We start from the raw sequence: 24,741 nt of genomic DNA on the forward strand, positions 1-24,741 counted from the left end.
TCAGACGCTGCCGCCTGATAAATAGCGTTCAGGCCGCTTTGTGCCAGAAGCGGACGCTTTCTCTCAGCCTGAATCTGATCAAATGCCAGAAGTTATATTTTGTGCGCTGCAAATCGGCTTTCTGGTAATCCGGCAAAAAAAGGTGACCGAATGCTGAAAAGCGCACCGTCATAAGCGGTTGGCTCTGCGAGACCTACCCGGGCACTGGTACAATAAAGTGTGTTGAGTGACGAACCACCAAGCACCGGGCAGGTTGTCTGGAGGGCTGGAGCAGAAAGAATGCTGTGTATTTCTCCCCCCGGACTGTATCGGACAACCCGACTGCCGCCCCATTCTGCGTTCCACAGATAGCCCTGCGCATCAATGCAGGAACCATCAGGCGCGCCGCCGCCTTCGATTTTGGTGAACACGCGCTGGTTTTGCAGCGAGGGGTAATCGCAGCACATTATCCGACCCTGCATCGAGTCACAGTAATAGAGCGTGCCACCATCGGGGCTGAAACAGATGCTGTTCGGTATAGCGACATCGGGCAATGCAAACGTCTCAACAGTCAGCGTTGCCGCATTGAGTCGATGAAACTTACCGATGACTTTAACGGGATACTCGTCATCCATCGTCCCGAAGACAAAATTACCGGCACGGTCGCACCGTCCATCACCTATACGGGTGCCGGTGTCTCCCGGTGAAGCAGCCACAGGGGTAATTAATCCGCTGTTGAGATCATAGAAAGCCAGCCTTGTCGCGAATCCCATCAGCAGAATGTGATCCTGTTCAGTCAGGGCAAAGGAGCCAAGACGTTCAGGCAGCGACCAGCGCATCACAGCATCATTACCTTCTTCTATGGCAAGAAGTTCACTGGCTTCAATGTCAGTCCAGTAGAGCCTGCGGGTTCTTTCACACCACAGCGGGCATTCTCCCAGCGTATTCCTGACCTCAGCTGCAATTGAAAACATGTTAATCCTCCGGATATAAAAGATCGTACTGCACGATGGCAAAAGTGGATAACGCAGTTACTGCAGAAAACGTGCAGAGAGCCGATCGCCGAAAAGCATGACAGCAAGTCCGAGTAGCATGACAACCATTCCCCCCAGCCTGACTAACGAAACCGGGCGCTGCACAGCGCCCAGCAAGCCAAAATGGTCAATCATCTGCGAGGAAAGTAACTGTCCGACAATCGCCAGCCCGAGCAGAGCTGAAAATCCTATTTTCGGCGCCAACACGACATAGCTGAACAGGGCACATGCGCCTATCAGGCCGCCCGCAAGACTCCAGAGGGGTTGTGACGGGATCGCCGCCAGCGATGTCATTAGCCCGCCCCTGAGCAGTGCGTAAATCCCCAGACTGAATGCGCCCGCCGTAAAGGAAAACAGCGCCGCAGTGACCGGATCACCTTCCAGTCCCCTTGCCAGCTGGCTGTTCAGGGTTGTCTGCAGGGTGATCCCCAGACCTGCGGCAAACGCGATTACGTAATAAATCATGCTTTTCATCCCGGTCAGTCTGCCTGCTCCAGCGGCAGGAAGGCGTCAGCAAAAATGTCAGGCTGGTAGCCAGAGGCGGCAAACAGGTGCTCACGCGACTCATCAATCGCCGCACGCAGTCGCGCGCTGTCTACGCCTAGCACCTTACCGTTCTGTTTAACGATGCGCCCGCCGATCATGACGGTATCGATATTGCTGCGCTCGGCGGCATGTACCACCGTGCCAAAGGCATTTCCGGACGGGTACAGGTTGAGATCACTGGCGTTAATCAGCACCAGGTCAGCCTGCTTGCCTGGCGTCAGGCTGCCCACTTTGTCCTGCAGCCCTGCACAGGCCGCACCATCAAGAGTCGCGGCTTTAAGGAGTTGCGCCGCCGGAAGCGTTTTCAGCGTTTGTTCAGCATCGCAGCACGGCTGCTGATGCATGCCCATTACCCGCTGCAGGTAAAAGGCGACGCGCATCTCCATAAACATGTCGGTGCTGTACGACGTTTCATTGTCCACGCTCAGGCCAGGCTTGATGCCATGACGCTGCGCGGCCTCAATGGCGAACATCCCGCTTTCGATGCCATAGTGCGAATCTGAGCGTGGGCAGACGTTTACCCGCACACCCGCTTCCCGCAGAATTTCCCATCCCCGGTCAGGCAGCGCTGTGCAGTGATTGAAAATATTGTCCGGCCCCAGAAGCCCCTGCTGATGCAGCGACTCAAGTTCAGCCCCCATCTCAGCGCCAAAGAACTCCGTGACAATCGACAGCCCCAGCCTGCGGGCCTCGGCCCACAACTCTGGCTCCAGCTGGGCCATGACGGCGAGAGTGACCAGGCTTTCGGGGTTGTCGGTGAAATACTTCTCCTGCAGACGCTGCCAGTTTCCTGGCCAGTGCGCTTTATCCCATTCGCCGGCTACCGGTGCACCGGAGGCATGAATGGCGCGAATACCGGTATCAAGCAGGGCCTCGACGGCGGCATCTGCATGCGCTGCAGTTCGGCTGTTGTGCGAGTTATCAATCATTGTGGTGATGCCCGCATCAATAGCGCCCAGCGCCGTCAGCAGGTTGCCGACATAGATATCGGCAGGACGGTAATATTTAGCGAACGAGAAGTGTGTGGCGTTGCTGTAGTCGTCCAGGCAGGTGGCGTTTGGATTAATGCGGCGCAGCTGTCCTTCCCATGCATGACGATGAGAATCGACCATTCCCGGCATGGCAATCATGTTGGTGGCATTAATGATATGCGCACCCGGCACATCAAGGTTCTGGCCCACGGCGGTAATCGTTGAGCCGTTGATGAGAATATCACCACGCTCAATGTTACCGATGTTCTCGTCCATGCTCAGTATCGTCGCGCCACGAACCAACGTAGCCTGTGAAGTGACATTTTGATTGTTAACAATATTTCTGATGTAACCGGCCATAAACTTGTCTCTTTCCTGATCAATGGGGAAACGATACGCCACACCATTAGCCTGAAAAAGATGCGTAAAGTGTTTTCATAATTCATAATTCTCGAACAATCAGACTCACTTTTACCCGGAGCAGAACGATGGATCGGATTCAGGCTATGCAGGTTTTCACGCGGGTTGCTGAAGCTGGGAGTTTTGTTCGCGCGGCAGAAACACTTTCACTGCCTTCTTCCACCGTTACCAGCACGATTAAAAACCTGGAGAAATACCTGCAGGTGCGCCTGCTGAACCGCACGACAAGACGGGTCAGCCTTACTCCTGAAGGCCTGCAGTATCTGGCGCAGTGCCGGGAAATCCTGTCGCTGATTGAGCATAGTGAATCCAGCCTGACTGATTCCCTCAGACGCCCTCAGGGGCGGCTGCGGGTTGATATGCCTGGTGGGATCGCCCATTTCATCGTCATGCCCCACCTGAAAGACTTTTACCGGCTTTATCCGGATATTTACCTGATGATTGGTGTGAGCGATCGGCAGGTCGATCTTGTGCAGGAAGGGGTTGATTGCGTCATACGAACCGGTGAATTAACGGACTCCACACTGGTTGCCCGTCCGCTTGGCCGGTTTCGCTGGGTAACCTGCGCCTCACCGGACTATCTCAGGAAGTTCGGTGTCCCTGAGACGCCTGAAGCGTTGTCACAACATCGGGCGATTCATTACTTTTCCGGTTCTGGAAGACGCACTAATGAACTGCGTTTTACACGAGGCACTGAGGCCTTTTCTGTTCCGGTTGAGGGGGATGCAGCCGTTAACGAAACGGGACTCTACATCAGACTGTGTCTTGAAGGTTTTGGGCTGGCGCAGCTCGCTGAGAATGTGATTTCGGAGAATCTGCAGCAAGGCAAACTGATCGAGGTTCTGGCAGACTGGCAGCCCCCCTCCGTGCCGGTAACGATGCTCTATCCGCATCAGCGTTTTCTCTCTCCCGCCGTGCGTGCTTTTGCTGACTGGATCTCCGGACTTTTCAACGAAGGCTCAGGTGAGAAAGGTCTTTCCGGTAAAAGACGGCTCCGGTAAGAGGACGGCTCTTCAGTACGACAATTAATAACCCCCTCAGCAGAGGAACTGAACGTTCCCCTGCTGTGTCTGTGAATTCAGCCCGGCTGCAGTGCAGGTTCCAGGTGAGCGTTTCGTCCGGCAGCCATTCCGGTGCAGGCGCCTGCGACTGCGATTGCTGCGGTCATCAGTAATGGCACCGTCCAGCCTCCGGACAACTCCTGTACTTTGCCCAGCAACAGCGGACCCATCGCCGCCATCAGATAACCGACACTCTGCGCCATGCCTGACAAGGCGGCAGCATCACCCGCGTTTTTAGTACGCAGCCCGATGAATGTCAGACCCAGCATCATGCTGGCACCTGAGCCGAAGCCGAGAAGCGCGGCCCACAGCATCGCCATACCCGGCAGATACAGGATGCCGATAAAGGACACTGCGGTTAACAGGCTGACGCCAGCAGCAGCTAATTTCTGATCGTTGAGACGACGCAGCGTGGCCGCCAGAATCAGGCCGGGAATGGCGGTGGTCAGCTGAAGGATGCCGTGTACCTCACCAGCCTGAGCTGAGGAGAGTCCACTGTCCGTTAGAATAGCTGGCAGCCAGCCGACCGCAACATAAAACGGCATCGCATTCAGGCCCATAAACAGGGTGACCTGCCATGCCAGAGGCGAGCGCCAGACCGCGACGGTCGCTGCTTTTTTCTCACCCGCTGCTGGCAGCTGATGCTTATTCGTTAACTGGGGCAACCATAAAAGCAGCGCAAGGAACGGTGCTATAACCAGCATGGCTAACGCGATGTTCCATCCCCAGCTCTGCGTCAGAGGAATGACAATGGCTGAACCAATGGCACCCGCGGCACCCATGGTGATGGAATATGCCCCCGTCACGGAAGCCACTCTGCCAGAAAAGTCACGCTTGATAAGGCCAGGCAGCAGGACATTGCCCAGGGCAATCCCGATACCTATCAATACTGTTCCGCCATAAAGCGCCCAGACACTGCCTGTGGAGCGAAGCAGGATGCCCGTTGAAATCACGGCCAGAGCACCAAAAAGGGTGCGTTCCAGACCGTACTTGCGGGAGATGGATGCGCTCAGGGGAGAAAAGGCGGCAAAGGCCAGTAAAGGTAGCGAGTTAAGCAACCCAACGGCTGTGATACTTAGCCCAAAATCATGGCGAATAGACTCTAAAACGGGTGCGATAGCGGTAAAAGGAACACGCAGGTTAATGGCGATAAAAAGGATGCCGGTCACAAGTATGACTGAAGACCACTTGTTCGTCGTGTGGGACATAAATTTTGCTTTCTCTGGAAAAAAGAAAGACTTTAAAGAAAGCATGAGTTACAGAATATAGATAACCTGACAACATATAGCTAAATCATGCCAGTTAATAAAAAAACCGTGACCTCGCCGGAGGAGTTTAACGCCGATGCTTTCAGTCAGGCTGCTATTGCCCTGCATGTATCATCGTCAGGCGAGTATGCCGGGCAGAGTCCGCACACTCATCGCAAGGGACAACTTATTCTCTCTTTGCGCGGTGCAGTGAGCTGTGAGGTTGAGGATGCGCTGTGGCTTGTTCCACCGGGACATGCAGTCTGGGTTCCGGGTGAAATCCCTCATAGTTGCCGGATTACGAAGAATGCAGATACCTGCTTTCTGTTTATCGAACCCGGCGCGGCGGTGATGCCGGAAATCTGCTGTACTTTGGCGATTACGCCTCTGGTCCGCGAGCTTGTTCTGTATCTTGCAGAGCAGGGACAGGTTTATTCTCCTGACAGTAAAACCGCCAGGCTCGCAGCAGTGCTGCTGGAACATATTCCGGATGTGCCGGTTAAAGCGCTCCATCTTCCCGTATCGGATCATCCTAAAATCCGGAAAATGGCTGAGGCACTTTTTAATGAGCCTGATGACCGGCGAACGTTAAAGCAGTGGGCTGCTCATCTGGCCATCAGCGAGCGATCTCTGGCCAGACGGATAAAAGAGGCAACAGGAATGAGCTTTGGTCGCTGGCGTCAGCAACTGCATTTGATGATAGCCCTGAGCCATCTTGCAGAAGGTCAGTCCGTGCAGCGCGTCGCCGGAATGCTGGGATATGATTCGGTCAGCGCGTTTATTACGATGTTCAGAAAAGCACTGGGTAAATCACCGACGCAATATTTTTCGTCTCTAAACTAATGCAAAACAACACAAACCGGATTTTTATAAAGAACGCCAGGGTCCGCTTTTCGCTCATAGCTGCCTGTCCCCCATGAATCAAACATAACGCGTTACTTGACATAGCACCGGTAGAGATCCGGCTTTTGGGGTTTTCGGATCTGTGGAAGAGAAGAGAAGCACTGATGCTGGAAATGCACTAATGGAATGTGATTGTTGCTTAATGGGGATTATTGCTTTTTATAGCACTATAAATTTTTTTATTGCCGAAATTGTGTTTAACGATGCGGACAGGGAGCGCTGGCATAGCCTGTAAGTAAGCCGGTACTTTACCGCCTTCTGCTAAAGGGAATTTAAAGATCCGAGAAGAGCCGGCGCAGCAGAGCGTTCATACAGCGACGCTGACCGGGCTCATTCCGGCTGCTTTTACAGGATTAGCGCCACCACACTTCAGCCTGTATTCCCGCACTGAACTGATCGGATTTTTGCCGGGCGAAAGAAAAATCGTCGATAGCATTATCCAGTACCTTCAGATAGGTACCATAGAAGCGTATTTCGGGCCGGGATTTGAGTATGCTGGTATCCACCTTGAGAGCATGATAAAGCGTTGTCTTATAGCCTGACTCCTTATAGGACCCCGAACTCAGTTTATTATTCTGATTGAAATAGCCTAATTCCAGCCCGGTCTGATTAAATTTATCCCAGATCCATGCCGGCCGGGCAACCATTCTCAGCGAGCTGAAATCCGTATGGGCTCCCGTATCCCGGCTGTATAGGTCTTTACCGATGCCATAGACCAAGGTGTTTGCCAGAAGAATATTCTCGGACAGATAGTTTTCCCCCTGGGTAATAAAACGGATGGCTTTTCCGCCAGTGTGTTCTCCCTCATAGTTATTACCGTATGCGTACTGTACATCTCCTGTCAGCTGCATGAATGAACTGGCAAAAGAGTTATCCGCTACCTGAATGACATAATCATTGAAGCTGTTGTCACTGTACGTCTTTTTGGCTATCAGGGAGGCTATCCAGGAATCACGGGGTCTGTATTCTGGCGGGGTATCTGCTGAATCGCCTGAGTTGTTCACAAGATCGTATTTCGCGCTGAGTTCAAGATTCAGCGTTTCGTTAACCGGAATATTTCGCCAGCGAACATCGAGGCTGTTCACGTTGAAAGTATTGTAAAATGCGTGGCTGACCGGATCGATAACAGATACGTCCTTACGTAACAGGGCCAGATTAACCGCACCGGCCGACAAGGGAAAATTCTCAATTCCCGCTCCCGTAGCAGCATCAGATTTGTAGGCTTTCCAGTCCAGCATCTGGATTTCATAAGGCGGGAGCGAACGCCGTCCGGCCCAAAGACCGCTGTCCGGATACGCAGGAATAAAACCTTTCGTATCAAGGAAGAGATCAAGAAACTGCATGCGGCTGTCCCCGGACCCGAAAGGCGCCGAACTGTCTGACTGGCTGGAGTTCCCGTCAAATTTGACCACTGCCCTGGCGGTTCGCCCGTCCTGATCATAAACTTTCTGACCAAATGTGAGGGAATACCATCCTGTGTATTCATTACCGAAACGTCCCAGAGAGCCAATGGCAAATGACCTTGGCGATCCGCGATCGGATGTGCCCCAGCCTCCGCGCAGATAGCCTGTATAGGTAAAGCCAATATCATCCCTGATACGTCTGGTAAGGTCATCCAAATCATGCCCGGATTTTGAAGGCTTATTATGAGCTGAAACAGTCTTTTGCGGAGTTGATTTATCCGGCACCGTATTAGCCGTGGCGGGATTACCGTCCGGCATATTTTCAAAGCGGGATTTATAAAATTTCAATTCTGCATTACTTTTTTCAGCCTCCTTTTTATATTGATGCATCTGGGTTTCAAGAGCTGCTAACCGTTCTTCGATAGTCATGCCCGTTGCAAATCCGGTGGAACAGTAAATCATTCCTGCTACCCCGGCTAATGAATTCCTGATGAACATAATTAATTCCGGTAGGGTTGAGATAAATAAAACAAGTAAAGGCCCGTTAAATAATCACGGGCCGTGAGTGAATGATTTTACTGATTACTGTTCCAGAGAGGCCCCGTTAGTACGGATAACTTCCTTATACCACTCAAATGAATCTTTTTTCCGACGAACTCCGCTCCCGTGCCCCATGTCATCAAGATCCACATGAATAAAGCCATATCGTTTTGTGATCTGTGAGTTCGCGGCGCTTATCAAATCAATAGGACCCCAGCACGTATAGCCAATTAATTCCACGCCTGAATCAATTGCCTTTTTAGCTTCTCTCAGATGCGCCCTGAGATAATCAATCCTGTAAGAGTCATGAATGCTGCCGTCGGGCTCCACCGTATCCCGCGTTCCTAACCCGTTTTCGACCACGAAGAGCGGTTTTCTGTAACGGTCGTACAGCTCGATTAAAGAAACCCGTAAACCTATGGGATCAATCTGCCAGCCCCATTCGCTGGATTTCAGATGGGGATTTTTTACGCCAAGGGTGGTATTACCGGGAGTACGTTCGAGGTCGGGATCGTCAGATTCGCATCTCGTCATATAGTAACTGAAGGACAGAAAATCCGCCGGGTTATCAGCAAGTGTCTGCACGTCACCCTCTGCAAAGGGCAGGGTGATCCCTCTGTTAGCAAGCATTCTGAGCATCATTTCAGGATAGCGGCCGTGCATCTGCACATCAGAATAAAACATGTTATTCAGATTTTTAAGCTGTGACGCAGCAACATCCTCAGGACGGCTGGAATAGGGATATGTCATCGTTTTGGTCAGCATGCAACCGATTCTGGCGCCTTTACACATATCGTGGCACAGACGGGTTACCAGGGCGGAAGCAACAAACTGATGATGTAATGCGTTATAGCAGGCCTGTTCAAATGAAATATCACCGCAGTTATCTTCAAGCACACCGGCCGTGGTAAACGGATGGCGAATGATTGAATCAACTTCATTAAATGTCAGCCAGAGCTTGACTTTATTACCGTATTCAGAAAAGCATGTCCGACAGAATCGTGTAAAAAGACTAATGACACGACGATCCTGCCAGCCATTATATTTAAGTGAAAGCGCAGCGGGCATCTCATAATGATGCAGTGTTACCAGTGGCTCGATACCTTGCCTGATTAATTCATCGAAGAGATTATGGTAAAAATTTATACCGGCCTCATTGGGTTCGGATTCTTCACCTGTCGGGAATAATCTTGTCCATGCAATTGATACTCTGAGAACTTTAAATCCCATTTCGGCAAAAAGGGCGATATCATTTTTATACTGGTGATAAAAGTCGATGCCACGCCGCTTTGGGTAAAACTCTACACTATTGTCACTCATGGCATCCTGAACGCTCCGTGTAGTGAACTGATGATGAGAGGCAAAATTTTTGACATCTATATTTGGCTTATACGTCATCAGATCGGAAACAGATGCACCTTTACCATCAATATTCCAGGCACCTTCAACCTGATTGGCCGCGATTGCGCCTCCCCAGTAAAAATTATCAGGAAATTTAGACATAAGAACCCCGCGTTACTTGAACGTTATTGAATGAATATAATGTAAGTGAGTTTTATATTGGCACTGTCACTCTGCTGTTTTATCTTTCCACAACACCACGGCACATAACATTGAAGATATAAAAGAAATGGCAAAGCCAATACAGGCATGTACGATATTCATTGGATCGGTCGGGCTTACGAATTTCGCCATACTGGCAATACCCGGGGTGACGGCAACATGAGATGTGACCAGATTCAGTCCGACATACAGCCCTCCCGTCAGACAGCCAAAAAGCACGCTGTATAAAATCTTTTTATGCTGAATGGTAACCCCATACAGGGCCGGTTCACTGATACCACAAAGTGCCGATGTTCCTGTGGAAAATGCAATTGCCCTCATTTCCTTATCTTTCGTTTTTAAAGCTATTGCAAACATGGCGCCAGCTTCAGATATGTTGTGAGCCAGCGATGCTGCACCGTAGAATGGCTCAACACCTGTCGTACTGTACTGGTTGACAACATACGGGATCATGGGTTTGTGCATACCCAGGGTCACCATAAAGGGCAGTGCCATTGCCATAAGCGTAATCGCAGCCCAGCCAAAATGGCTGAAAAGCCACAGAACACCGCCAGATATATAGCTACCGAGCACGTAACCCGCAGGCCCAAGAACGAGAAGCGATACCGGGACTGTAGTCAAAAGTGACAACATGGGAACAAGAAAACCGCGGATGACTTTCGGTGATACTTTTGTCCATATTTTTATCATTCCTGAAAGAAAAAGAATCGTCAGGACAAAAGGAAATACTTGTGCATTATACGCTACGTTTTCAATATCAAAGCCGAAAACAGAAATACCCTCCTTTGTCATGCCCATCAGTGATGGCAGTAAAAGAGGACATACAGCGGCTATCGCCAGAATTTTATCGATATTGAGCTTAGTGGCAGTCGTTACCGCAATCATCAGTCCTAAAAAATAAAACACTGCATCAGCGACTGAGTTCAGTACCCGGAAGGTGTCTGACGATGCCTGAACCCAGCCTGCGGTAGAAAGTAATATCAGCATGGCCTTTAACATACCCGCCCCGGTAATAGCAGGGATAAGCGGCTGAAAAATACTTATAAGAAAATCGATTGCGATCTCCTGAGGCTTCGCTTTTGGTTTTTCTTCCGCCGGCGTGTCACCCACCTGTGACAAAGGTGCCTGTAAGTTTCTGGGCCTGAAAAGCATTTTTTCAATATCTGAAAAAACTTCGTTAACATTACTTCCCAGAACAACCTGGTACTGACCTCCGCTATTCACTACCGCAATAATACCTGCTCTTTTTTTCAGTGTAGCGGTATCAGCTTTCGTTGCGTCATTCAGTTTAAAACGCAGGCGCGTTGAACAATGCACGACATTTTCAATATTATCGTGACCACCAATATAATAGAATATATCAGAGGCTAATTCTTTAGTAGACATGATATTCCTTAGATAGAGTTTTTTTCTTGCAGTAACCGGTTTACATGGAGTGTTAAAAAAATTTTTTCATCATGCGTTAATTTAACCTCATAAGACATTCTGAAGTAATCATCTATTTCAACAGCGATTGAATTCGCCGTTGGCATTTTCTCCAGGATTTCGTCATAAATTGACGTGTCCTGCTCCAGTGTTTGCCCATGGCCGAAAACTCTGATGGAAAGATATTTAAGGTGAGTGACTATTCTGTTGTAATTTAGAGAATTACCCTGTTGAATATTGCAATTGTTTTTCTCAAGAATGGAGAGTACATCTTTTATCACCTTTGCACTTCGCATGGTTTCTTTCATTTGAGACTGATTGCATGCATTCGCAAAATGCAGGGCGATAAAACCGGCCTCATCAACAGGCATAGTGGTTTTCAGCCTTACATTCATCAGGGCCAGGGCTTTAAGCGCTGTGGCGTATTCTTTACCATAAAAGCACTTTATGTCATTCAGCATAAGATTTTTTATTTCTTCGCCTTTTTTATGTCGCTTCACGGCATAGTGAATATGATCGCTTAATGCGAGAAAAAGACTTTCTTCATTTTCATCGAAACGAAGTTCTTTCCTGGCAAGCTCAACAATATCTTCAGCCACAGAGAGGCATACTGGTGGAATGGACGAAAGTATATGCAAAAAGGTGTCGGTCATACTGTCGCCACGTTTTACAAACTGGTTGTCGATCAGGGAGGCGTCCAGTTCATCACCGAATTTTTTATTGAAGCCAATGCCTTTTCCTAAAGCGACACATTCCTCGCCAGTTTCGTTTCTGAACAGCACGGCATTGTTACTTAAAATCCTGATGACCTTCATACTATTTCCTGTCATTTTTTAAAGGCAAAAAAAAAAGACCTGTCGAAAAAACCAATAGATTTGGTTGTTTCGACAAGTCTCGCTCTCGCACTTATGCCAGATCACGTCCCCGTTCTGGCTACGCTATATTTATTCCGCAGGTATTGCAATGGTAATAAGTGGGTAATTGTGATTTTTATCACATGTTTTATTCTATATGTGTTATCGGCTGCGATGTAGTTTAATACTGAGACCTGGTTTACCTGGTTCGACGACCGTCCATTATGGCCCGTTCGCCGATGAAAATGATTTAGTTGATGTCTGTGGATGCGCTATCCAGCTCGAATTTCACCTGAATGTCACCCGTGTGGCTGAAATGGCCAGCGCCTGCGTGAATGCGACCTACCTTCTGCAGATTGCTGATTTTCTCACCATTCTGCTTGTACATGATGACGAAGCTGTGGCGGGGTGCCCAGTAAACAATATCGCCCAATTCATAACCGCTGGTCTGCGTTTCGTTTGCAGGCAGGGCATCCGGGAACCGGTAGCACATTTCGCGTCCGTAAAGATCTTCCATGGGCAGCGTCAGCGGAAAGCGAGAGACCAGCGCCCGGGTAGTGGCATTGTCATAAAATGTTGCCGTCATCACCTGGTCACCTGCGGTGATCTTGACCCGGATACCTTCAGCCTCAGCTCCCAAAGATGAAAATGACACGGCCGTCAGTGAAGCCAGAGCAAGCATGACTGGTTTGAACATAAAACTCTCCGTTGTTTTTATATTTTCAGGAATAACGGCACTTAAGCAGTGCCGTTCAGAAACATTATTTATCTGATTTCAGATTGGCGTTAAAGAATGAGACCAGCTTGTCCCACGGGATGAGTTCAGTGCGATCATACAGGTCGATACGGTTAGCGCCCTTAATCTCTACAAGCTCCTTCGGCTCTGCGGCCATTTTGTAAGCTGTATCGGTATAGGTGCGGGATGGTGCAGCATCACCCACGACAAAGAGTATTGGTCGCGGTGAAATGGACTCGATATCGATAAACGGATGGAAGTTCATGAATTTCGCATAGGTCGCCGGTGTTGAGCGGCGATTGTTAGATGCCACCTTACCGCGCTCCGTCAGATAAAAGTCATTGGACTCTTTACCTTCGATGAACACCGGATCGTTCTGCCCGGGACCATAAACGGGTTGCCCGGTTTCAGCGGTTTTGTAGCGTTGTTCTGCTGCAATCGCCAGGTCCTTGTTTCTCATTTCCACGGTCCGCTCATGGTTCAGACCGGTACGGAAATATTCGCCCATATCGTACATGCTGACGGTGGCAAGCGCCTTAATGCGCGGGTCTATTTTTGTCGCGGCGATGGCAAAGCCGCCGCTACCGCAGATGCCTATCACGCCAATTTTTTCACGATCCACAAATGCGCGCGTTCCGAGGAAATCAACGGCAGCGCTGAAGTTTTCTGCATAGACATCAGGCAGCACGGCCCCACGCGGCGTACCCGCACTCTCACCCCAGAAAGACTGGTCGAAGGACAGCGCAACAAAACCGGCTTCCGCCATTTTGGTTGCGTAGAGGTCAGCAGCCTGCTGTCTTACTGCGGCAAAAGGATGGCCGACAATAAGGGCATCATATTTTTTACCGGCCTCCATAGTGCGGGGAGTAAATAACGTGCCGGTGACTTCCATACCGTAAATATTTTTGAATTTAACGGTTTCAGTCTTCACCTTATCGCTTTTATAGAAATTATCCGCACCGTGGGACATATCCGCCGCGACGGCAGTGTTTGCCCCCATACCCAGAGCGACGCTGAGTATCGTCAGTGCGGCCAGGGTTTTTAATTTCCCTTTTGAATGCAATTTCATATTACCTCCTGAATTAAATAACGGTGTTAAGACAAACGGAGTGAAAAATCCGGAGAGCAATAAACCTCCGGACAGCAGGACCTGTTCAGGCCGGATTTTGTTTACTCTGGCCCGGGCGTTTTAACAGCAGGAATGCCACCACAGCGGTAGACAGCACTGCCAGCGCGCCGGCCAGAAATATCGCGTTCAGTCCCAGGTGGCTTCCTATCCAGCCGAGCGCAGGGCTGCCGATCGCCATTGCCACGTCAAGAAATGCTGTGTAGATGCCCATCACCATGCCGCGGTTCTGGGGTGTTGAACCACTGATGGCTTCAATACCGAGGCCCGGGTAAACCAGTGAGTAGCCAAAACCGGCTAAGGCAGCACCTGTCGTCGCAATCAGGGACGTACCGGCAAGCCATATCAGGAACAGCCCGGCGGCCTGTACGAGCACAAAAATCAGCGCAATACGCGCGCCACCAAAGCGATCTGGCAGATGGCCCGCAACGGTTCGGGCAGCAATCAGCGCAACGCCAAAGGCAGTGAATGCCATCCAGACGGGCTGCCAGTTCATGGCGCTGTAATACAGTGAGCTGAAGGCCAGAATGGTGCAGTACCCTGTGCTGGCCAGTGCCGCGCCCAGCCCCGGTAACCAGACGGCGTGCATGACGGAACCAAAGGTTGCCTGTGCGGCATGGGGATGGGGCGCTACCGCGGGCATGCGGGCGAGATATGCCAGTACCAGCAGCGGAAGCAGGAGCGTCAGTAGTGCGATCGCCTCAAAGCCGAAGGCATCAAACAACATCGTGCCCACCGGCCCGCCGAGTGCCATAGCAGCAAACATTGCGGTGCCCACCCAGGCGATAACCTTACCTGCGTGCTCTTTATCCACGAGGGCCAGACCCCATGCCACGGCGCCGGTAATGATGAAGCTTTCCGCCCCCCCAAGGATCGCGCGCCCGGCAAGCAGTACACCCACTGACAGTACCGGCATGCCGACCAGCCAGAGCGACACCTGGTACAGTAGCCCTGAAACGGCCGCGGCGATGAGCCCGGCCACCACGCCCTTTTTGGCGCCGCGCCTGTCTGAATAACTCCCGGACCACACCCGGGAAATCAGCGATGCCGCAAACTGTGCCCCGGCGACCAGGCCCACGATAAACGTCCCGAAGCCCAGGTCATTTTTGACATGCAGCGGCAGGACGGGAAGTGCCACACCGATAATAATAAAGCCGACCAGTACCGCAGCCATTACCGGCATCAGCGCTGCGAAAACCCGGGTACCGGAGTTATTGTGAGAATGTTTTACAGGCATTTAATGCAGCCCCTTACCTTTTAATGAACAGAATGTCGTTTACGTATTTCGTTTTTAGGGCACGATGTGGCCCGCAGAAAATTCCGGTTTGAATTTCCTGTCTACAAGGAAGCGTTAATTGATACAGCTCTTTTTATTTCTGGATGATATAAACCATCCGGAAATAATGCAGGCGTCAGCTACCCGCCTGTTGATGGTTTAATAAACCTGCACGGTCGGCCGGAAAAGTATTTCGTTAACATCCACGTCGTCAGGCTGGCTGATAGCAAATGCAACGACCCGCGCAAAAGCCTCTGCCGGGATCGCATTCTCGTAGGTTTTCGACATACCTTTCGCAATATCTTCGTCGGTGATGGTTTTAGTCAGTTCGGTATCTACCGCGCCGGGAGAAACAATAGTTGTGCGGATATTCCAGGGCTTCACTTCCTGACGCAGGCCTTCTGAAATAGCGCGGACGGCCCATTTGGTACCGGCATAGACTGCTCCGCCGGGCCCAACTTTGTGTCCGGCTACTGATGATACGTTGATAAACTGTCCGGACTTCTGCGCTTTCATATACGGCAGCGCGGCGGCAATACCGTAAAGTACACCCTTAATGTTCACGTCGATCATCCGGTCCCATTCATCCACCTTCAGCTTGTCGAGCATGGAACTCGGCATTAAGCCGGCGTTATTGATGATGACGTCAATACGGCCGTGCAACTCTACCGCCCGGTCAGCAAGGGACTGGACCTGTGTACGGTCCGTCACGTCGGTGCGGAGTATGGCTCTGGCATCCAGCCCCAGTTCGCCGGAAAGTTGCTCAAGCTTCTCCATACGGCGCGCCCCCAGGACCACCTTTGCGCCCAGTTTCGACAGGTGTCGGGCTGTTTCTGCTCCCAGGCCGCTGCTGGCACCGGTGATGACGATGATTTTGTTTTCGATACCCTGAGACATATTGTCCTCCTGTAAGGAATGGTTATTTCGACTCACGCTGCTCAAACACCGTTTTGAAAACCGGCGCGGCGGAAAAAGCATTAGGCCAGCCGGTGTAGTAGGCAAGGTGACTCAGTGCGCCTGAAGCCTGCTGCCGGGTCAGGCCGTTATTCATTGCCCGGTTAAGGTGCGGCGGAATTTGCTGTACCTGCCCGTTTGCAATCAGGGCAGACAGGGTCACCAGACTTCTGTCCCGTGGTGCAAGCCCGGGACGCAGCCACAATTCCCGGAAAAGCACGTCGGTGGTGTCGCTGACAAGCCCCGGCACCGCGCTACCGATACTCTGTTCCACGCGTGCAGCGCGAGCTGCTTCCGCTTTTTCATCGATCGGCAGCAGCGCCTCCTCCGAGCGAGGAAGCTGTTCAGCGTTAATTCCTTTTTGCAGGAATATCTCTTTCGTTACCGCAGCAGCCGCAATGGCATTGCCCCAGCCGGCATAGAACGCCAGCTGCGTGATGGTTTCGGAAAGCTCAGCCGGCTTAACACCGTTTTTCAGCGCCAGCTCCAGCTGCTCCGGTAAAAGCACGGTCTGATTCCGGGCAATAACCGCTGCAACGGTAACGAGGCTGCGATCACGTGGCGACAAATCGTTTCTTTTCCAGAGGTCTCCTGCCAGCCTGGTGCTCGCATAGCGTTCGAGTGCGGGAGATACTGCCTCTGTGTCGGTGTCTGACAGCGGGCCCCGCTGTGCCCCCGTTTCTGCAATGGCGCCAGCCGATCCGAGAGAAAGCGCCAGCGCAACTGCCGTTGAAGTTTTCATCTGACCTCCGGATTACTGATACTGTTCGTCGGAGACGGGCTCCTGCCAGTCCACGTTTTTACCGTCCACCATATACGTCATGGCCAGATGGCTCATGGGGGACGTCGCCGTGGCGCCATGCCAGTGGCGAACGGTCGCAGGGATCCAGACGACATCCCCGGGGGCTATATCCTGACGAGCCTTACCTTCTTCCTGAACCCAGCCTTTGCCTGCCGTGACGATCAGCAGCTGCCCGGCGGGATGGGTATGCCAGGCCGTGCGCGCACCCGGGGCGAAATCCACCTGGCCCAGATTGGCACGCGTGGACTCGTTTGGCGGCAACAACGGGCTGACAACTGCATGACCCGAGAAGTTATCGGCCTTGCCGACGACAGAAGGGGTCTGCCCGTTACGACGGATTTCGATACTTTCGGCAGAAACCTGGGTGGTACCCAGTACGGACATGGCTGCTGCAGCAATAATCGCTTTCATCTTTCACCTCGCTGGTTACTTTCGGCTAAATGGGTGTCTGCTTACGTAAAGTCCACAACAAAACGATAACGAATGTCTTTTGCTTTGATTCGCTCAAAGGCGCGATCTATCTGGTCGGGCTTTATCAGCTCGATATCGGCCACAATGTTACGGCGGGCACAGAAATCGATGAACTCCTGAGTTTCTGCCATGCCACCCATCAGTGATGCTGAGACCTGCCGACGCTGAAGCCACAGCCCGGAACCGCGGACGTCTTCTATCGGTTCACGGGCTCCGACGATGACGTAGGTACCATCCAGGCGAAGCATATTGGTAATCGGATGAGTGGGGACGCTCGTCGGCACTGTTGATATAAGAAAATCAAACTGGTTCGCATAAGGCTTCAGGGCGTCAGCATCGTTCCAGACAACAGCCTCCCGGGCCCCCATTTTTTTCGCGTCCGTGACTTTTCCTGGAGTGGTGGTGAATACCGTAACATCAGCCCTGCGCGCGACGGCCAGCTTGACGGCCAGATGCCCGAGCCCGCCCATGCCAATAACCCCGACCCGTTGCCCGGCTTCAACCGACCAGTGCTCAAGGGGTGAGAAGGTGGTGATGCCGGCGCACATTAACGGTGCCGCAGCGGCAAGATTCATTCCCGGTGGGATGCGAACGGTGAAACGTTCGGGGATCACCACGCGCTGGGAAAAACCGCCATAGTTATAGCCGCCCGAAATTTTATCCGGCGAGTTGAAATTCAGCGTCCAGCCTTTCAGGCAGTACTGTTCCAGATCGTTAACGCAGCTCTCGCATTCCCCGCAGGAATCAATCATGGCACCGGCACCCGCAATATCACCCGGCCGGAATTTCGTCACGGCGCTTCCGATGGCGGCGACACGCCCTATGATCTCATGCCCCGGTACACAGGGATAATTGGTGGCAGGGTAAGGCGCCCCCCATTCCTGCCTGGCGATATGGATATCTGAATGACAGATAGCACAGTACATAATGTCGATGAGGACATCGTTCGGGCGAAGTGCCCGGCGGGGAATTTCCAGGGGAACAAAGGGTCCCTCCGGATCCCTGTTGCCCCAGGCACGAACGCGCCAGGGTCCGTTACCTGCCTGAGCGGCAGATTCCTGCGCCTGTACCTTTCCCGGCATGACCGCCAGCGTCGATGCTGCAGCAAGGCCGGCCCCGGCCATCAGAACCTTTCTCCGGGTCGGGGACGCTGGCGCATCCAGATGACTATTGTCTTCACATTTTCCGCACATCATTAACCTCCGTTTATCTGCCGTCTTGTTTCATAGATTATTGGCGCATCCGCAATCGGGATTGTGGCATCGGGAATGCTGACGTTTTTATTGCATTTCAGTCATCAGGCCTGATTAATTAGTGAACGGAAGAAAGTATATCGGAGGACTTATTAAGTGATTAGAGGTTAATATGAGATTGAAATTATAAGGAGAGCTTCTTAATGTCCGATCAGAATCTCAATGACCTTGCTGCCTTTATGGTGGTTGCGAGGGAACAAAACTTTACGCGTGCGGCAAAACGGCTGGGCGTTTCACAGTCCGCGCTGAGCCAGACGGTTCGCGGGCTGGAGGCGCAGCTGGGCCTCCGGTTGCTCAACCGAACCACCCGACGGGTTGTGCCCACCGAAGCCGGAGAGCGGCTAATGGCCTCCGTCGGGCCTCAGATTGAGGATATCCAGCGCCAGTTGATGGTGCTGAGTGAGCTACGGGATAAACCTGCGGGTACGATACGGCTTACGGCAACAGAGTACGCAGCAGAGTCGGTTCTGTGGCCGGCGGTATCCCGCCTGGTAAAAGCCTATCCGGATATTAAGGTTGAAATCCTGACGGATTACGGTTTGACCGATATTGTAAGAGATCGCTTCGATGCCGGAGTGCGACCCGGTGAAACCATTGCAAAAGATATGATTGCCGTTCGTATCGCGCCTGATATGCGCATGGCGGTTGCCGGTTCTCCAGCCTATTTCATTGACAGGCCTGCTCCGGTGATACCTCAGGAACTTACCGAGCATTGCTGTATCAATCTTCGCCTCTCGGGGCATGGAGGACTGTATGCGTGGGAATTTGAGAAAGACGGGCGAGAACTGAATGTGCGGGTTGACGGCCAGCTGGTCTTCAATACCGGAAGTATGATACTCAGGGCAGCGCTAGAAGGGCGGGGTCTTGCTTATCTGCCTGAAGGGCAGCTGGAACCTTATCTGTCATCAGGACAACTGGTTCGCGTTCTGGAAGAGTGGTGTGAACCTTACTCCGGGTACCATCTATACTATCCAAGCCACCGCCAGCCAACGCCAGCTTTTAGCTTGCTGGTTGATGAATTACGCTTCTCAACCCGTAAACAGTCATAGAATGATAGAGTGCTACCTGCAGGTATAAATCTGTCCGGTAAATGAAGGCTCGCTTCTGGCAAGAAGTGGGCTGTAACCTCGTCTTAACAAACAGTTCCCCTTCGTAACTCATGACCTACCAGCGCAGTCCTGCTCACTTCAAGAGACCACCCGATGGCAAAGATCCGACTTTACTTTTTTTCGGATCTCAGGAAGAGATAAGAGAGACTGATGCGGAAGAGTCCTTACAGGAGTGGGATTATTGCCGCTGATAGATTCCTAACAAAAATGTTAAATGAAACAACGTTTATTGCTTATTCAGGGGAAATCTCTTTCAGTGATTTAGTTCACATTTTTATGGATGCTTGTTGTATTAAAAATCTATCGAATTATAGATTCGTGATGACGAAATGAATTTTACTCCTGCAGGTGAAGGGTTGCTGGAATGGCACTCAATCATCAGTGCGGGCAGAAGCAGTGGAGTTGAGTGGTATATTGTTGAGCATGATGCACCAAAAGAACCCTGGACTATCATTACGACCTCACGTCATAACCTTGAGGAAATGCTTCAAAAACATCCATAACAGATTATGAAACACAGGCTCAGGTGATTTGCGGATCCCTGAGCCTGATTCAGGCCGAGACTACATGCGTTAATTCTATTTCTTCTCGCAGAATCTCGATGAGTTCTTTTAGCCCCTGGGGAACTTGTCTATGACCTGAATAGTACAGATACATCGGCTCTTCCAGAGGCGCCCATTCCGGAAGGACAATCATGAGCCTGCCGTCACGAATATAATCACGCACCCGCTCTTCAAGGCAGTAAGCAATACCGACGCCGGACAGCGCCAGCTCAATTGCCAGCGTCGTTTCGCTCACACAGAGCTGCCCTCTGACGTCAATCACGCGATAGTCTTCTCCTTTACGGAATTCCCATTTGTAGATGACGCCCTGCCCCGTTCGCAGCTGAATGCAATCATGCAGCCGCAGGTCCTCAGGCACCGCAGGTGGGGTATGCTGATAAAGATAGCGTGGCGATGCCACCGCTACCCATCTGAGCTCTCCCCCGAGTCGGACTGCAACGAGATCTTCAGGAACGGTCCCGCCAAAGCGGATCCCGGCATCAAATCCTTCCTGGACGATATCGACCATCCTGTCATCAACGCTGATTTCGAGCTCCACTTCAGGATATTTGCTGATAAAGCGCGGAAGATGTCGCGCCATGATGAGGCGTGCTCCGTCACTCAGCACATTAAGCCTGAGCTTTCCCACGGGCCGATCGCGCATACGGTTAATTTCCTCAAGCGCATCGCCAATTTCTTTAAATCCTGTTTCAAGGCGTAATGCCAGGCTTGCGCCCGCTTCGGTCGGAGAGACCGTACGGCTTGTTCTGTTCAACAACCTGACACCCAGGCGCGTCTCGAGATTGCGTATGGTATGGCTCAGCGCAGAGGTGGTTATTCCCAGTTCTATGGCGGCCCTGGTAAAACTGCGCCTTTTCTCAGTGATAAGAAATGCATTGAGCTCGGCAAGATCGCTTCGGGTGAGCGTGGTAGACAGTCTGGAGGACATGGCGTTAAACCGTTGATTAAAATTCAATGCAATGTCAAATGACATTGAATGGAATCGTTCCTGAAGGATGGTAAGTTTAGATTCATTCAACAAAACGTTGCAACCCGATGCTACGGCAAACTAACAGTTTTTCATTCCCGGGAGATTTCCGCGTGTTTCATATCTGGACCCTCATTCCAGCGCTTTACGTGCTGTTTCGGTTTATCAGGCCGCTTCCCGCCCCGCTTTTGGCAAAAATAGCCGTCGCAGGCGCAATGATTGTGGCCTCCGAGTTTCATTTGCTCACGAAATTATTTACGGGGAATATGTTTTCTCCTGAGATACCAAAACCGCTGCTGCTGCTTACCACCTGGCTTTTCGGTATGACCGTTTTTATGGCTGCCCTGTTAGTACTGCGTGACATATTCTGGATACTGCACCGACTGGTATCAGGACGCCGGATGAAATGGCATAGGGCTTTCTGGTTTATCCTGCCTGTTCTGGCGGCCATGCTGACAACGCTGGCCCTGAAAAATGGTACAGCGGCTCCTGAAGTGAAAAAGATAGACGTCACGCTCAGGAGCCTGCCCCCCCGTTTCGAAGGTTACCGGATAGTTCAGCTGACGGATTTGCACGCCAGCAGACTGCTGCCGCGAAGCTGGATACAGGATGTTGTTACCCGCACCCGTAATCTGGATGCGGATATGATTGTGGTTACCGGGGATATGATTGATGGCTGGCCAGAAGCGCGTTTCTCCGACATTGAGCCGCTTGGCCAGCTGCGGGCTAAAGACGGCGTTTTTGCCGTAACGGGCAATCATGAATATTACTTTGGCGCTGAAAACTGGGTCCAGGCCTTTGAAAAACTGGGTCTGCATTTTCTTAATAATGCCGGTTACCGTGTAAGCCGTGGTGGGGACTCTCTGTATCTGTCGGGCGTGACGGATGCCGTTGCGCCATCATACGGCCTGCCGGGTCCTGATCTGCCCCTGGCCCTGGAGTCTTCCCGCCCGGGTGAAACCGTCATCCTTCTTGACCACAGGCCTGAAAAGGCTGACCTGGCCGCAGAAAGCGGGGTTAGCCTTCAGCTTTCCGGGCATACACACGGCGGTATGATCGCCGGACTGGACAGTCTGGTCGCATCGGCTAATAACGGTTTTGTGTCCGGGCTCTACGAAGCAGGTTCCATGAAACTTTATGTCAGTAATGGTTCCGGCATCTGGAACGGCTTTCCTTTCCGGCTTGGGAAACCTGCCGAAATAACGCTTATCACCCTGCATGGCGAAACCAGCAACTGAATTGTTGAATAATACTCATCGTTACTGACTATCTGATTCATCAATAACGGGAAGGAAGGTCTTATAGTTTACTCCAGTTCAATATACCACTGCCTGTTGCCGTTCTTTCCGGAACGTTGTGACTCATAAGCTGCATATAGCTGAGAGCCGTTACCCGACAGGTAGCGGTTCTTCTTTTTTGCATCCGGCAGTGAACGGGATCAGGAGTCATAGTCAATGTCTGAACAAACGCTTTCACGGCAGGATGAACGTATTCATCCACCTGTTGGTCTTTTTCCGGCCATGCTTGCGCTGGGCGCGGGGGGATTGTGCATCGGAACGGGCGAGTTTGCGCCCATGAGCCTCCTGCCGGATCTTGCGCGGGGAACCGGCGTTTCAATCCCTGCTGCGGGAGGCTATATCAGCGCCTATGCTGCAGGCGTGGTGGTCGGTGCCCCGGCGATTGCGGTGCTTGGCGCGCGCCAGGCCCGTAAAACTCTGCTGCTGATACTGTTAATTATTGCGCTTGCAGGTTATGCCCTGAGCGCACTGGCTACGGGCTATAACGCCATGCTGGCAGCGCGCTTCATTTCCGGTATGCCCCATGGTGCCTGGTACGGCGTATCCGCGCTTGTGGCGGCCTCAATGGTATCACCCCAGCATAAAGCCCGGTATATCGGTTACGTTATGCTGGGACTGGCCGTCGCGAACGTTGCCGGCGTTCCGCTTGTCACATGGGCGGGCCAGACGCTGGGCTGGAGAATCTCTTTCTGGATAGTGGCAGCGGGCCTGGTGCTGACGTCCATAATGGTTATGCTTTTTGTTCCATCCGTGGCGGCCGACAGGTCCGCTTCACCGCTGAAGGAACTTGGCGCGCTGAAGAGCCCCCGGATCCTGATGACGTTTGCCGTCGCGTCAGTCAGCTTTGCCAGAATGTTTGCCGTATACAGCTTTATCACCCCGGCGCTGACGGAAGTTGCCGGATTTTCAACCTCAGCCGTACCATGGATTCTGGTTCTCTGGGGTGCGGGCATGGTTGTCGGCAACATAATCGGTGGCAGGCTGGCGGACATTGCGCTGATCCCATCCATATTCGGCATCATCGCCTGGAACATCGTCTTTCTGGGTCTGTTTCCCCTTACGGGAGCGCTCCAGACCCCGGTTCTCTTCGTGCTGTTTATGCTCGGGTGCGGATTTTCCCTCGTGCCGGCGCTTCAGGCCCATATGATGAACATTGCTGGTGAGGCACAGACTCTGGCTTCGTCCCTGACGCACAGCGCGTTTAATATTTCCAATGCGCTTGGCGCAGCCGGGGGTGGGTTTGTTATCGCTTCGGGGGGAAGCTGGATCTCTACGGGTTGGGTGGGGGCTGCTTTTTCCCTGTCAGCACTTCTTCTTATGTTCTTATCGGTACGCATTACTGACGGGAGTAAATCATGAACGATAAAGTCATCAGTACAGGTAACGTTGCCGTAATAACCGGTGCGGCGAAGGGTATTGGCGCCGCTGCGGCAAAGGAGCTGGCCCGAAAAGGCATGAAGCTTTGCCTTTTCGATCGGAACAGAGAGGCGCTTGAGCAGCTGGCTGGCGAACTGGCGACTGAAACGCTGCTTGTCACTGGCGACATAACCCGTCACGAATACCAGCTGCAGCTCAAAGACACCGTTTACAGCACCTGGGGAAAGGTGAATCTGCTGTTTAACAATGCCGGCGTGAAGATAGCAGCCGGAGCCTGTGATTCCCCCAATCTCTGGCGACAGCAGATGGAGGTCAACCTGCTGTCCATGGTCGCTACACAGCATATTTTTCTGCCAGAAATGTTAAAAATGGACGAGAAAGGGGCGATCGTTAACCTCGGTTCGAAGGAGGGCATTACCACCCCGCCAGGTTTCGCAGCCTATAACGCCTCAAAGGCAGCCGTAAAGGTACTGACAGAACAGCTTTCTCATCAGCTTCTGAAGGAAACCGGCACCAGGCTCACCGCGCATCTTCTGGTACCGGGCTATACCTGGACCGACATGAACGATCCCGGCATGGACGAGCGCAGCGGCAAAAAGCCTGATGAAGCGTGGACGGCGGCGCAGGTCATTGACTATTTCCTCCCACGCTTTGAACGGGGTGACTTCTATGTCATCTGCCCTGATAACGCTGTGACCAGTAAGATGGATGCCAGACGGATTATGTGGGCCGCTCAGGATATGCTGGACAACCGCCCGGCCCTGTCGCGCTGGCACCCTGATTGGATGACGGCTTTTGAACGCTGGATGAAAAGCTGATGTGTCATCGGTAGCCTGCTCTGTGGCTGGTTGCCTAAAATATGA

At 52.0% G+C, this 24,741-nt stretch carries 22 protein-coding genes; 6 read left to right on the forward strand and 16 right to left on the reverse strand.

Going from position 1 to position 24,741, the window contains the following annotated elements:
* Positions 1-92: 92 nt before the first annotated feature.
* The 3 genes from ACP4QI_RS11690 to ACP4QI_RS11700 are packed head-to-tail and all read right to left on the reverse strand — an operon-like array spanning position 93 to position 2,890.
* Positions 93-953 carry an SMP-30/gluconolactonase/LRE family protein gene (locus ACP4QI_RS11690; protein ID WP_426494575.1) on the reverse strand — a complete coding sequence of 287 codons (861 nt, stop codon included), beginning with the start codon at positions 951-953 and terminating at the stop codon, positions 93-95.
* Between the two features lie 57 nt (positions 954-1,010).
* On the reverse strand, positions 1,011-1,478 hold the full coding sequence (locus ACP4QI_RS11695) for a DMT family transporter (protein WP_325827128.1): 468 nt from the start codon (positions 1,476-1,478) through the stop codon (positions 1,011-1,013).
* A gap of 14 nt (positions 1,479-1,492) precedes the next feature.
* Positions 1,493-2,890, reverse strand: coding sequence for an amidohydrolase family protein (locus ACP4QI_RS11700; RefSeq protein ID WP_426494574.1), 1,398 nt, complete (start codon positions 2,888-2,890; stop codon positions 1,493-1,495).
* A gap of 128 nt (positions 2,891-3,018) precedes the next feature.
* Here ACP4QI_RS11700 and ACP4QI_RS11705 point away from each other — a divergent pair, with 128 nt between their 5' ends.
* Complete coding sequence (locus ACP4QI_RS11705) at positions 3,019-3,951, forward strand: LysR family transcriptional regulator (protein ID WP_426494573.1); 933 nt, start codon at positions 3,019-3,021, stop codon at positions 3,949-3,951.
* A 77-nt stretch (positions 3,952-4,028) separates the two neighbouring features.
* On the opposite strand, the gene ACP4QI_RS11710 is transcribed toward ACP4QI_RS11705, so the two are convergent.
* A complete protein-coding gene (locus ACP4QI_RS11710) occupies positions 4,029-5,219 on the reverse strand; it encodes a CynX/NimT family MFS transporter (RefSeq protein WP_426494572.1) in 1,191 nt (396 codons plus the stop codon).
* Positions 5,220-5,306: 87 nt separating this feature from the next.
* Here ACP4QI_RS11710 and ACP4QI_RS11715 point away from each other — a divergent pair, with 87 nt between their 5' ends.
* Entirely contained in the window at positions 5,307-6,101 is a 795-nt protein-coding gene (locus ACP4QI_RS11715) for an AraC family transcriptional regulator (RefSeq protein ID WP_200020414.1), read from the forward strand.
* A 413-nt stretch (positions 6,102-6,514) separates the two neighbouring features.
* On the opposite strand, the gene ACP4QI_RS11720 is transcribed toward ACP4QI_RS11715, so the two are convergent.
* The 11 genes from ACP4QI_RS11720 to ACP4QI_RS11770 all read right to left on the reverse strand — a co-directional run bounded on the left by ACP4QI_RS11720 (position 6,515) and on the right by ACP4QI_RS11770 (position 18,435).
* A complete protein-coding gene (locus ACP4QI_RS11720; protein ID WP_445730290.1) occupies positions 6,515-8,062 on the reverse strand; it encodes a carbohydrate porin in 1,548 nt (515 codons plus the stop codon).
* A gap of 84 nt (positions 8,063-8,146) precedes the next feature.
* Positions 8,147-9,607 (reverse strand): glycoside hydrolase family 1 protein, encoded by a 1,461-nt coding sequence (locus ACP4QI_RS11725; RefSeq protein WP_426494571.1) that lies wholly within the window; start codon positions 9,605-9,607, stop codon positions 8,147-8,149.
* 66 nt (positions 9,608-9,673) lie between these two features.
* Entirely contained in the window at positions 9,674-11,053 is a 1,380-nt protein-coding gene (locus ACP4QI_RS11730) for a PTS transporter subunit EIIC (RefSeq protein WP_426494570.1), read from the reverse strand.
* Positions 11,054-11,061: 8 nt separating this feature from the next.
* Positions 11,062-11,907, reverse strand: a complete 846-nt coding sequence (locus ACP4QI_RS11735; protein WP_426494569.1) for a PRD domain-containing protein — start codon at positions 11,905-11,907, stop codon at positions 11,062-11,064.
* 289 nt (positions 11,908-12,196) lie between these two features.
* Entirely contained in the window at positions 12,197-12,643 is a 447-nt protein-coding gene (locus ACP4QI_RS11740; RefSeq protein ID WP_426494568.1) for a cyclophilin-like fold protein, read from the reverse strand.
* Between the two features lie 64 nt (positions 12,644-12,707).
* The gene (locus ACP4QI_RS11745) at positions 12,708-13,751 is read right to left on the reverse strand and encodes an alpha/beta hydrolase (protein WP_426494567.1); all 1,044 of its coding nucleotides are present in this window, start codon (positions 13,749-13,751) and stop codon (positions 12,708-12,710) included.
* Positions 13,752-13,836: 85 nt separating this feature from the next.
* Positions 13,837-15,045, reverse strand: a complete 1,209-nt coding sequence (locus ACP4QI_RS11750; RefSeq protein ID WP_426494566.1) for an MFS transporter — start codon at positions 15,043-15,045, stop codon at positions 13,837-13,839.
* 198 nt (positions 15,046-15,243) lie between these two features.
* A complete protein-coding gene (locus ACP4QI_RS11755) occupies positions 15,244-15,981 on the reverse strand; it encodes an SDR family oxidoreductase (RefSeq protein ID WP_426494565.1) in 738 nt (245 codons plus the stop codon).
* Positions 15,982-16,003: 22 nt separating this feature from the next.
* A complete protein-coding gene (locus ACP4QI_RS11760) occupies positions 16,004-16,780 on the reverse strand; it encodes a carboxymuconolactone decarboxylase family protein (RefSeq protein ID WP_426494564.1) in 777 nt (258 codons plus the stop codon).
* 12 nt (positions 16,781-16,792) lie between these two features.
* Positions 16,793-17,251 carry a (R)-mandelonitrile lyase gene (locus tag ACP4QI_RS11765; protein ID WP_101866598.1) on the reverse strand — a complete coding sequence of 153 codons (459 nt, stop codon included), beginning with the start codon at positions 17,249-17,251 and terminating at the stop codon, positions 16,793-16,795.
* 41 nt (positions 17,252-17,292) lie between these two features.
* Entirely contained in the window at positions 17,293-18,435 is a 1,143-nt protein-coding gene (locus ACP4QI_RS11770; protein WP_426494563.1) for an NAD(P)-dependent alcohol dehydrogenase, read from the reverse strand.
* Between the two features lie 272 nt (positions 18,436-18,707).
* Between ACP4QI_RS11770 and ACP4QI_RS11775 the strand changes: the two genes are divergently transcribed.
* A complete protein-coding gene (locus tag ACP4QI_RS11775; RefSeq protein WP_426494562.1) occupies positions 18,708-19,613 on the forward strand; it encodes a LysR family transcriptional regulator in 906 nt (301 codons plus the stop codon).
* Between the two features lie 612 nt (positions 19,614-20,225).
* Here ACP4QI_RS11775 and ACP4QI_RS11780 read toward each other — a convergent pair.
* Complete coding sequence (locus tag ACP4QI_RS11780) at positions 20,226-21,209, reverse strand: LysR family transcriptional regulator (RefSeq protein ID WP_426494561.1); 984 nt, start codon at positions 21,207-21,209, stop codon at positions 20,226-20,228.
* A 107-nt stretch (positions 21,210-21,316) separates the two neighbouring features.
* Here ACP4QI_RS11780 and ACP4QI_RS11785 point away from each other — a divergent pair, with 107 nt between their 5' ends.
* The 3 genes from ACP4QI_RS11785 to ACP4QI_RS11795 all read left to right on the forward strand — a co-directional run bounded on the left by ACP4QI_RS11785 (position 21,317) and on the right by ACP4QI_RS11795 (position 24,696).
* Positions 21,317-22,441 (forward strand): metallophosphoesterase, encoded by a 1,125-nt coding sequence (locus ACP4QI_RS11785; protein ID WP_426494560.1) that lies wholly within the window; start codon positions 21,317-21,319, stop codon positions 22,439-22,441.
* A gap of 216 nt (positions 22,442-22,657) precedes the next feature.
* Positions 22,658-23,860 (forward strand): MFS transporter, encoded by a 1,203-nt coding sequence (locus ACP4QI_RS11790; protein WP_426494559.1) that lies wholly within the window; start codon positions 22,658-22,660, stop codon positions 23,858-23,860.
* The gene (locus ACP4QI_RS11795) at positions 23,857-24,696 is read left to right on the forward strand and encodes an SDR family NAD(P)-dependent oxidoreductase (RefSeq protein WP_426494558.1); all 840 of its coding nucleotides are present in this window, start codon (positions 23,857-23,859) and stop codon (positions 24,694-24,696) included. Before ACP4QI_RS11790 ends, ACP4QI_RS11795 begins: the two co-directional genes overlap by 4 nt.
* The last annotated feature ends 45 nt before the right edge of the window (positions 24,697-24,741 follow it).

Origin of the sequence: Leclercia sp. TB492, assembly GCF_049974505.2 — a bacterium.
In the GTDB taxonomy this organism is placed as follows: domain Bacteria; phylum Pseudomonadota; class Gammaproteobacteria; order Enterobacterales; family Enterobacteriaceae; genus Enterobacter; species Enterobacter adecarboxylatus_C.

Excerpts from the sequence above, each read along its gene's own strand:
- ACP4QI_RS11690 (WP_426494575.1), bottom strand. The coding sequence starts at position 953 with ATGTTTTCAATTGCAGCTGAGGTCAGGAATACGCTGGGAGAATGCCCG.
- ACP4QI_RS11695 (WP_325827128.1), bottom strand. The coding sequence starts at position 1,478 with ATGATTTATTACGTAATCGCGTTTGCCGCAGGTCTGGGGATCACCCTG.
- ACP4QI_RS11700 (WP_426494574.1), bottom strand. The coding sequence starts at position 2,890 with ATGGCCGGTTACATCAGAAATATTGTTAACAATCAAAATGTCACTTCA.
- ACP4QI_RS11705 (WP_426494573.1), top strand. The coding sequence starts at position 3,019 with ATGGATCGGATTCAGGCTATGCAGGTTTTCACGCGGGTTGCTGAAGCT.
- ACP4QI_RS11710 (WP_426494572.1), bottom strand. The coding sequence starts at position 5,219 with ATGTCCCACACGACGAACAAGTGGTCTTCAGTCATACTTGTGACCGGC.
- ACP4QI_RS11715 (WP_200020414.1), top strand. The coding sequence starts at position 5,307 with ATGCCAGTTAATAAAAAAACCGTGACCTCGCCGGAGGAGTTTAACGCC.
- ACP4QI_RS11720 (WP_445730290.1), bottom strand. The coding sequence starts at position 8,062 with ATGTTCATCAGGAATTCATTAGCCGGGGTAGCAGGAATGATTTACTGT.
- ACP4QI_RS11725 (WP_426494571.1), bottom strand. The coding sequence starts at position 9,607 with ATGTCTAAATTTCCTGATAATTTTTACTGGGGAGGCGCAATCGCGGCC.
- ACP4QI_RS11730 (WP_426494570.1), bottom strand. The coding sequence starts at position 11,053 with ATGTCTACTAAAGAATTAGCCTCTGATATATTCTATTATATTGGTGGT.
- ACP4QI_RS11735 (WP_426494569.1), bottom strand. The coding sequence starts at position 11,907 with ATGAAGGTCATCAGGATTTTAAGTAACAATGCCGTGCTGTTCAGAAAC.
- ACP4QI_RS11740 (WP_426494568.1), bottom strand. The coding sequence starts at position 12,643 with ATGTTCAAACCAGTCATGCTTGCTCTGGCTTCACTGACGGCCGTGTCA.
- ACP4QI_RS11745 (WP_426494567.1), bottom strand. The coding sequence starts at position 13,751 with ATGAAATTGCATTCAAAAGGGAAATTAAAAACCCTGGCCGCACTGACG.
- ACP4QI_RS11750 (WP_426494566.1), bottom strand. The coding sequence starts at position 15,045 with ATGCCTGTAAAACATTCTCACAATAACTCCGGTACCCGGGTTTTCGCA.
- ACP4QI_RS11755 (WP_426494565.1), bottom strand. The coding sequence starts at position 15,981 with ATGTCTCAGGGTATCGAAAACAAAATCATCGTCATCACCGGTGCCAGC.
- ACP4QI_RS11760 (WP_426494564.1), bottom strand. The coding sequence starts at position 16,780 with ATGAAAACTTCAACGGCAGTTGCGCTGGCGCTTTCTCTCGGATCGGCT.
- ACP4QI_RS11765 (WP_101866598.1), bottom strand. The coding sequence starts at position 17,251 with ATGAAAGCGATTATTGCTGCAGCAGCCATGTCCGTACTGGGTACCACC.
- ACP4QI_RS11770 (WP_426494563.1), bottom strand. The coding sequence starts at position 18,435 with ATGGCCGGGGCCGGCCTTGCTGCAGCATCGACGCTGGCGGTCATGCCG.
- ACP4QI_RS11775 (WP_426494562.1), top strand. The coding sequence starts at position 18,708 with ATGTCCGATCAGAATCTCAATGACCTTGCTGCCTTTATGGTGGTTGCG.
- ACP4QI_RS11780 (WP_426494561.1), bottom strand. The coding sequence starts at position 21,209 with ATGTCATTTGACATTGCATTGAATTTTAATCAACGGTTTAACGCCATG.
- ACP4QI_RS11790 (WP_426494559.1), top strand. The coding sequence starts at position 22,658 with ATGTCTGAACAAACGCTTTCACGGCAGGATGAACGTATTCATCCACCT.
- ACP4QI_RS11795 (WP_426494558.1), top strand. The coding sequence starts at position 23,857 with ATGAACGATAAAGTCATCAGTACAGGTAACGTTGCCGTAATAACCGGT.